Annotated in this window: 10 protein-coding genes and 1 pseudogene; 6 read left to right on the top strand and 5 right to left on the bottom strand. The window is 65.0% G+C overall.

The genetic code is table 11. From position 1 onward, the window contains the following. Both ABZW16_RS42300 and ABZW16_RS42295 read left to right on the top strand, forming a co-directional pair. A pseudogene (locus ABZW16_RS42300) lies at positions 1-137 on the top strand (transcriptional regulator); the annotation flags it as partial. A gap of 2 nt (positions 138-139) precedes the next feature. Beyond that, positions 140-529, top strand: a complete 390-nt coding sequence (locus tag ABZW16_RS42295; protein ID WP_354961798.1) for a VOC family protein — start codon at positions 140-142, stop codon at positions 527-529. Positions 530-532: 3 nt separating this feature from the next. On the opposite strand, the gene ABZW16_RS42290 is transcribed toward ABZW16_RS42295, so the two are convergent. The 4 genes from ABZW16_RS42290 to ABZW16_RS42275 form a co-directional block, all read right to left on the bottom strand. Next, entirely contained in the window at positions 533-1,498 is a 966-nt protein-coding gene (locus ABZW16_RS42290) for an LLM class flavin-dependent oxidoreductase (RefSeq protein WP_354961796.1), read from the bottom strand. A gap of 20 nt (positions 1,499-1,518) precedes the next feature. Beyond that, positions 1,519-2,028: a GtrA family protein gene (locus ABZW16_RS42285; protein ID WP_354961795.1), complete on the bottom strand. Its 510-nt coding sequence runs from the start codon at positions 2,026-2,028 to the stop codon at positions 1,519-1,521. Between the two features lie 61 nt (positions 2,029-2,089). Continuing rightward, complete coding sequence (locus ABZW16_RS42280) at positions 2,090-2,230, bottom strand: hypothetical protein (RefSeq protein WP_354961794.1); 141 nt, start codon at positions 2,228-2,230, stop codon at positions 2,090-2,092. 228 nt (positions 2,231-2,458) lie between these two features. After that, complete coding sequence (locus ABZW16_RS42275) at positions 2,459-3,601, bottom strand: epoxide hydrolase family protein (protein WP_354961793.1); 1,143 nt, start codon at positions 3,599-3,601, stop codon at positions 2,459-2,461. A gap of 63 nt (positions 3,602-3,664) precedes the next feature. Here ABZW16_RS42275 and ABZW16_RS42270 point away from each other — a divergent pair, with 63 nt between their 5' ends. Beyond that, the gene (locus tag ABZW16_RS42270) at positions 3,665-4,654 is read left to right on the top strand and encodes a YafY family protein (protein WP_354961792.1); all 990 of its coding nucleotides are present in this window, start codon (positions 3,665-3,667) and stop codon (positions 4,652-4,654) included. Positions 4,655-4,861: 207 nt separating this feature from the next. Next, entirely contained in the window at positions 4,862-5,665 is an 804-nt protein-coding gene (locus tag ABZW16_RS42265) for an aldose 1-epimerase (protein WP_354961791.1), read from the top strand. A 44-nt stretch (positions 5,666-5,709) separates the two neighbouring features. Here the strand turns inward: ABZW16_RS42265 and ABZW16_RS42260 are convergent, their stop codons facing one another. Then, positions 5,710-6,321 carry a MerR family transcriptional regulator gene (locus ABZW16_RS42260; RefSeq protein WP_354961790.1) on the bottom strand — a complete coding sequence of 204 codons (612 nt, stop codon included), beginning with the start codon at positions 6,319-6,321 and terminating at the stop codon, positions 5,710-5,712. A 140-nt stretch (positions 6,322-6,461) separates the two neighbouring features. Between ABZW16_RS42260 and ABZW16_RS42255 the strand changes: the two genes are divergently transcribed. Further along, entirely contained in the window at positions 6,462-7,010 is a 549-nt protein-coding gene (locus tag ABZW16_RS42255) for an AAA family ATPase (RefSeq protein WP_354961789.1), read from the top strand. Positions 7,011-7,083: 73 nt separating this feature from the next. Next, the coding region (locus ABZW16_RS42250; protein WP_354961797.1) for a hypothetical protein at positions 7,084-7,174 on the top strand (91 nt) is incomplete at its 3' end.

Raw genomic sequence — 7,174 nt, 5'->3', positions numbered from 1 at the left:
AGGCGGTCTCGCAGCATCTGGATGTGCTCGCGGCCGCCGGTCTGGTGACCACCCGCCGGGACGGCCGGTACAAGTTCCACCATCTGAATCGAGAACCACTGCGGCAACTCACGTACCGCTGGCTTCAGGAGGAATAATGATCCGCATCAATGTCACCAGCGTCCTGGTCGACGATCAGGACAAGGCATTGCGCTTCTATACCGAAGTCCTCGGCTTCGTGAAGAAGACCGAGATTCCGCTCGGCGAGGCGCGCTGGCTGACCGTCACCTCACCGCAGGACCCCGACGGCGTCGAATTGCTCCTGGAGCCCGACGGGCATCCGGCGGTCGGGCCGTTCAAGAAGGCGCTGGTCGAAGACGGGATTCCGTATACGTCGTTCGCGGTGGACGATCTGCATGCCGAGTACGAGCGGTTACTCGGGCTCGGCGTGCGGTTCACCCAGGAGCCGCTCGATCACGGACCGGTGATCACCGCGGTACTCGATGACACGTGCGGCAATCTGATTCAGATTGCCCAGCACAAGGCCTGAGGCTCAAGCCGATTGGTGTGCCGGGAGCAGCGCGTCGGCGAGCAGATCCAATTGGCGGCGGGCATCGAGTGATCCGATGCGCAGCACCAGATGCGACGCACCGGCGTCGAGGTATCGGCCGAGCCACTGCACACATTCCTCGGCCGAGCCGCCGAAATAGGCTTGGATCATCGACATTTCGTCCAAGGATCGACGGTAGTACTGGCGCACGTAGCCGTCGAGTTCGGCCCGCGCGGCAGCGGCGTCCGGGTTGATATTGATCGTGGCATAGAGGCCGGAAGTAATTGTGCGGGTGGTCTTTTCGCGGATCGTGGTCCACGCGCGGGCATAGGCATCCGGATCCGGCAGGAACGGCAGCCAGCCGTCGTAGTGCCGGGCCACCCGTTCCAGTACCTGCGGTGTGTCGCTGCCCGCCAGCCAGAGCGGGGGACCGGCCGGGCTCGCGGCGGGCAGCGCGCGGGACAGATCATCGAGTTGCCAGTAGCGGCCGTCGAAATCGTTTGCGCCGGACCAACTCCGCCGCCAGATGGCGACCGTCTCGTCGAGTCGGCCCACGCGCGTGGTGAACGGAACACCGACGGCGGCGAATTCGTCCTGGCTCTCGGGTACCGGGAATCCGGCGCCGAGGCCGAGGATCAATCGGCCGTTGCTGATTTGGTCGACCGTGGCGGCGGTGTGCGCGCCGAGCAGCGGATGACGCAATGTCGCGGTCAACGCGGCGGTGCCGAGCCGTACCCGCGAGGTGGTCGCGGCGACCGCGGCCAGCAGCGGCAGTGGATCGACCCGCGTGCGGGCCAATGGGGAATCACCGATCCACACCGAGTCGAACCCGGCATCCTCAGCGGCTTGGGCAAAGTGGACAAGTCCGGCAGCGTCGTGGTCGCCGGTCATGGCGGTTTCGCGGCTGGGCAGAAGAACACCGATCCGAGTCATACCGGCGATCTTCGGACCGTCCAGGTTCGGGGTCAATTACCCCGAAGGTAAACGGCCTACCGCGGTTCCAGCTCGGATTGGACGAGATCGTCGGGGAAGGCGTACCGGCGGAATGCCCAGTATCGGAATGCCATGGCGAGTAAGACACCGAGGATCTGGCCGGTAATGAAGTTCGACACCGCCTGCGTGACCGGGCTGACATGCGGCACCCGGATATCGAGCACATACAGCGCCACCGCCTGGGGCAATAGGGTGACACCGATACCGAGCGCGCTGATAGCAAAGAACAGGGCCGCCTCATGATGTCGTTCCCGGCCACCCCTGGTCCGGAACGACCATTCCCGATTGAGCACATAGGACACGATGGTGGCGATCAGCACACCGAGAACACGCGCCGTGAGTGGCTTTTCGCCGAGGACGGTCAGTTTGAGCGCATACACGATGCCGGTGTCGATGAACCAGGTGATCCCGCCGACCACCGCGAACTTCAGCAGTTCGCGGCGCTCGATCAGAAAGGACCGATACGGCTCCGGAATGCGGTCGAGAGCTGGCTGGACGAAGGACACGCCCCGCACTATATCCAGCACATGCACCACCTCGCGTTCGCAACCGACGGGTCGGACGGTATCACTCCAGCATGCGCTCTCGGGCACCGTTGGGTCGACGTGCTTCCGGCGCCTCGACTATCCAGTCCGCGACGCCGACGCCGCCCGGCTGTCGGCGTTCATCCGAAAGCATGTACGCCTGCAGGGCCACCGCAGCTTCCACCTGCCCGACCTTGGTGGCCGGCACCGGCCACTGCGGGATCCGGACGTCCCGACGATGACGAGTGACGCGGTGCGCACCTCGACCGGATACCAGGAATGATCGTGGGTCCGGTCGAGGCGCCGGCATTGGTCGCCGCGGGTTCTTGCTGGCAGTCAGCCCTCGACAACTCGAAGTCCTGAGCTCCTGTGATTCGATCCGCTACCACGGATCAAACGCGAGATTCCGTGTCTATTTACGGTATTCGCGGAACGTGGCACGCAGGTCGTCGACGATGAGGTCCGGTTCCTCCATCGCGGCGAAGTGACCGCCTCGATCGAATTCCGTCCACCGCACGATGTTGTGGTTCCGCTCGGCGATGCGGCGGACAGGGATGCCGAGGTCCCGCGGCAACACCGCCACAGCGACCGGCACATCGGTCTCCGGTTCGGGCCTGCCCCACGTCGCGGCGCCCTCGTAGTAGTAGCGCGCCGACGAGCCCGCGGTGCCGTTGAGCCAATAGATCATGACGTTGGTCAGCATCGCGTCACGATCGACGGCGTCCTCGGGCACGTCGGTCGAGTCGGTCCAGTCCTTGAATCGTTCGACGATCCATGCCAGCTGACCTACCGGGGAATCGGTGAGCGCGTAGGACAGCGTCTGCGGGCGAGTGGCCTGCAACATTGCATACGCGCCGAGTTCGTACTGTGCGCGCTGAGCCAGCTGCAGTGCTCGCTTCTCGGCAGGATTGTCGAAGTCGGCCGTTTCGGGAGTGACGGTGGCCGAGGCGATCATCGTCACGTGCAGCGCCACGACGTGCTCGGGATCGATCACCGCCAGTTCACGCGAGATGGCCGCGCCGGTGTCTTCCCCGTGTGCGGCGTAGCGGTCATAGCCGAGCCGCTGCATAAGTTCGGCCCAGGCCCGCGCGGCCCGGCTCGTCGACCAACCGACCGCGGGCCCGGACAATCCGAATCCGGGGATCGTCGGCACGACAACATCGAACGCGTCCTCGGCCTGGCCGCCGTGCGCGACCGGATCGGTCAACGGACCGATCACGTCGAGGAACTCCACGATCGATCCCGGCCATCCGTGGGTGAGGATCAATGGCATGGCGCCGGGCACCGCGGACCGGACATGGATGAAATGCACATCATGACCGTCGATCTCGGTGCGGAACTGGGGGAACGCGTTGAGTCGCGCCTCCTGCGCCCGCCAGTCGTAGGTGGTGCGCCAGTACCGCGCCAACTCCTGGGTGTAGTCGAGCGGAATGCCCTGCGCCCAGCCGACTCCGGTGACCCCGTCCGGCCAGCGGGTCTCCTCCAGTCGTCGATGCAGATCGTCGAGCTGGATTTGGGGGACGTCGATACGGAAGGGAGTGATCTCTGCGCTCATGAGAACGACTTTATGGAGCAGCTAGGACAACTACCGTCCTAGCTCTGAGGAAGAATGTGCAGTGTGTTGGAAACTTCGGCTCGCCTCCTCGAACTCCTGTCCCTCCTCCAGACACCCCGCGTCTGGACCGGCGCCGACCTGGCCGAACGCCTCGAGGTCGATACACGAACCATCCGCCGCGACATCGACAAGCTGCGTAATCTCGGCTACCCGGTGCACGCGGTCGCCGGAGCGGCCGGATATCGCCTGGGCGCGGGAACCAAGCTGCCCCCGCTGCTCTTGAACGACGAGGAGGCGGTCGCTGTCGTCGTCGGGTTGCGCACCGCCGCGGGCGGAACGATCCTCGGCATCGAGGAGAGTTCGCTGCGGGCGCTCGCGAAGCTGGAGCAGATCCTCCCGACCCGGTTGCGACACCGAGTCTCGGCGCTCCAGGCGGCGACCGTCAGCATGCCGGCAGGCACGCCGTCCGTGGACGCGGACGTCCTCACCACGATCGCCGCCGCGATCCGCGACCACGAACAGCTCCGCTTCGACTACCGCACCCACGACGGTTCCGAGATCCAGCGGGCGGCCGAACCGCATCGGCTCGTACACACCGGGCGGCACTGGTATCTGGTCGGCTGGGACATCGAGAAGAAGAATTGGCGCACCTACCGTGTCGACCGCCTCCGCCCGCGCATCCCCAATGGGCCACGATTCACCCCGCGCGAGGCACCCGAGGTCGACCTGACCGGCTGGGTGTCCCGCGGGGTCAGTACCGCCCCCTATCGCTACCAGGCGCGCATCACCCTCGAGGTATCGGCCGCCGTCGCGGCGGACCGCATCCCGCCGACCGTCGGTGTCATCGAGGCGATCGACGATGGGCACTGCCTGCTGCACACCGGCTCGAACTCACTCGACGAAATAGCCGTCTACACCGGACTTTTCGGCTTCGGATTCCACGTGCATGAACCACCCGAACTCATCGACCACCTACGCGCGCTGGCGCACCGCGTCACCGCGGCCATCACGCCCTGCGACGACGCACCCGGTTCGGCTGACCGCCCATCATGATCCGCACCCCGACGAAGCGTGGGCCGAAAACGATCTGTGACCCGATCACAAGGGGCGGGACCGGAATACGCGGGGATCAGTATGTCCACGACCGGACGGGTCCGGTCGGTCGCACAAAGTCTTCTCCGGCGCGCACACCGCGCATGCAGGCCGCCGCCATGGCAGTGTGTGCTACCGGATCAGTTCTTTGCCGAAAGGGGAGTGCTCATGGCCGATAACGGCAATTCCACGGTCGTGTTGGCCGCTGGGAACGCGGAGCTGACGATTCATCCGCAGGACGGCGGACGCCTGACCAGTCTGCGGATCAGCGGCCTGGAGCTGCTGCGGCAGGGTCCCCACTATGGCGCGTTCCCCATGGTTCCCTGGTGCGGACGAATGGGACTGGGCCAGTTCCGAAATGGCGGCACAGTCCACCAAATGCCGATCAACGCCGCCCCGCACGCCATCCACGGCACCGGCCGCGACACGGCCTGGCACGTACTCGGCGCCAGCGAAACCTCCGCCACACTGAGCTACGACCTCACCGCCCCATGGCCCTACCCCGGCCGAGTCACCCAGCTGATCGAACTCGCCCCGGACTCGGTCACCCTGACCATGCGCGTCGAAGCAACCGCCGACACCTTCCCGGCCCAAGTCGGCTGGCACCCCTGGTTTCTACGAAATCTCGGCTCCGGCAATGACATTCAGCTCGACTTCGCTCCCGCCTGGCAAGAAGAACGCGGCCCCGACTACCTTCCCGATGGCCGCCGAATCGCCCCGCAACCCGGCCCCTGGGACGACTGTTTCGCCATGCCCACCGGCACCACCGTCACCCTGACCTGGCCCCAGGCCCTGGAGCTGACGATCACCAGCCCCGCGCACTGGGTGGTCATCTTCGACCAACAACCCGAAGCCGTCTGCGTAGAACCCCAATCCGGCCCACCCAACGGCCTGAATACCCATCCCGACCCGGTAACCCCCACCAAGCCCCTCGAACTCTCCACCACCTGGACCTGGCAGCCCCTCACCTAGACGAGGGATTACGCGCCGCAATCCCTCGTCCAGGAGGATCTGGGTCAGTCGCCTGCGCCAGCGATCCCGACACCGGGCGGAATCATTCGTGCACGTTGGGCATGCATGCGCTCACGTTCGGCCGGGCTCATCGCCGCGAAGGCGGCCTCGCGCCGTTGCGTCATTGCCGCTAATTCTTCCGCGCTCAACTGCTGTGCGTACTCTTCGCGCTGCCGTGTCAGCCGGGCGAATTCCTCAGGGGTCAGTGGCTGATTCATGGAAATTGTCTCCTCTACCAATCGCAGGAACTCCGATGTCGACGGCTCGACCGCGTGATCGAGGCCGTCCAGCACACCGAGCAGGCGTTCACGCAATGTGGCCGCGCGTGCGATGCGTTCATCGACCACCATCAGCTGCTGCCAGATGAGCTCGCGCGGGTCCAGGGTCGGCTCGGCGTGCAGCAGCGCCGCGATATCCTCGAGCGCAAACCCGAAGCCCCGCAACGCCACAATGCGATACAGCCGCTCAACATCGGCCTGGGTGTAGCACCGGTGCCCACCCGACGTCCGCGACGACGGCACCAATAGCCCGAGCCGGTCGTAATGATGCAGCGCCCGCACCGTCACCCCACTTTCCCGAGCCACCTCCCCAACCCGCCACACCCGCTCGACCAACATGCCTCCTCTCGACGTGCCCCACCCACGCTAAAACCTGACGCAACGTCGGTTTCAAGTATCGTTTCGGTCACACCGCCCGACCCGAGTATCTGGGTCTCAGGCCTCCTTGGCCAAGCCAACATTTGAAACTGCGGGGTGCAATGGACAAACTTCTTGTGCTGGTCAACGGCCTACCCGGCTCGGGTAAGTCGACTTTGGCACCGCCGCTCGCCCGCGAGCTGAATGCGCAGGTGCTGTCCAAGGATGTGGTGAAAGAAGACTTAGCGGAATGTATTTCCGGTCCCCAGCACCTGCCGTCACTCGGCGCGATTGCGATGGAAGCGGTCTGGGCGATGGCCGCGGCGATACCGCATTCGGTGGTGATCGACTCATGGTGGTTCAGACCGCGCGACCTCGGGTTCGCGAAAGCGGGTATGCACCGAGTCGGCGCCGACCGCACGATCGAGATCTGGTGTGACGCTTCCGCGGAAACGGCGCGCGCCAGATACGAGCAGCGGGAGCGGGCCGCCGTGCACAATGACCGACGGCGCCTGGTTCATGATTGGGATACCTGGGCCGAGCACGGTCGACCGCTCGAACTGAGCCCGGTAATCCGCGTCGACACGACGCGGGCCGCGGATATTCTCGGCTTGGCCGAGCAAATCGAAATCACCGCTGCCGCAATTCATCCGTGTTGTCGGGGTCGGTGAATCCCGTTGCGATGGCGGCGAGGGCGGACTTCATGACGGCCGGGTTGGGTCTGCGGAGAGCGGGGTGAGTGGTATGGCACGTGATGGTAAAACAGTATTATATGATGGACGTACTGGTGAACCATTTGATAATCGTATTTCTGTTGGAGTAATGTATATGCTTA

The sequence above is a fragment of the Nocardia sp. NPDC004604 genome (genome assembly GCF_040609795.1).
GTDB lineage: Bacteria > Actinomycetota > Actinomycetes > Mycobacteriales > Mycobacteriaceae > Nocardia.
This window is presented reverse-complemented; position numbering and strand designations above follow the sequence as displayed.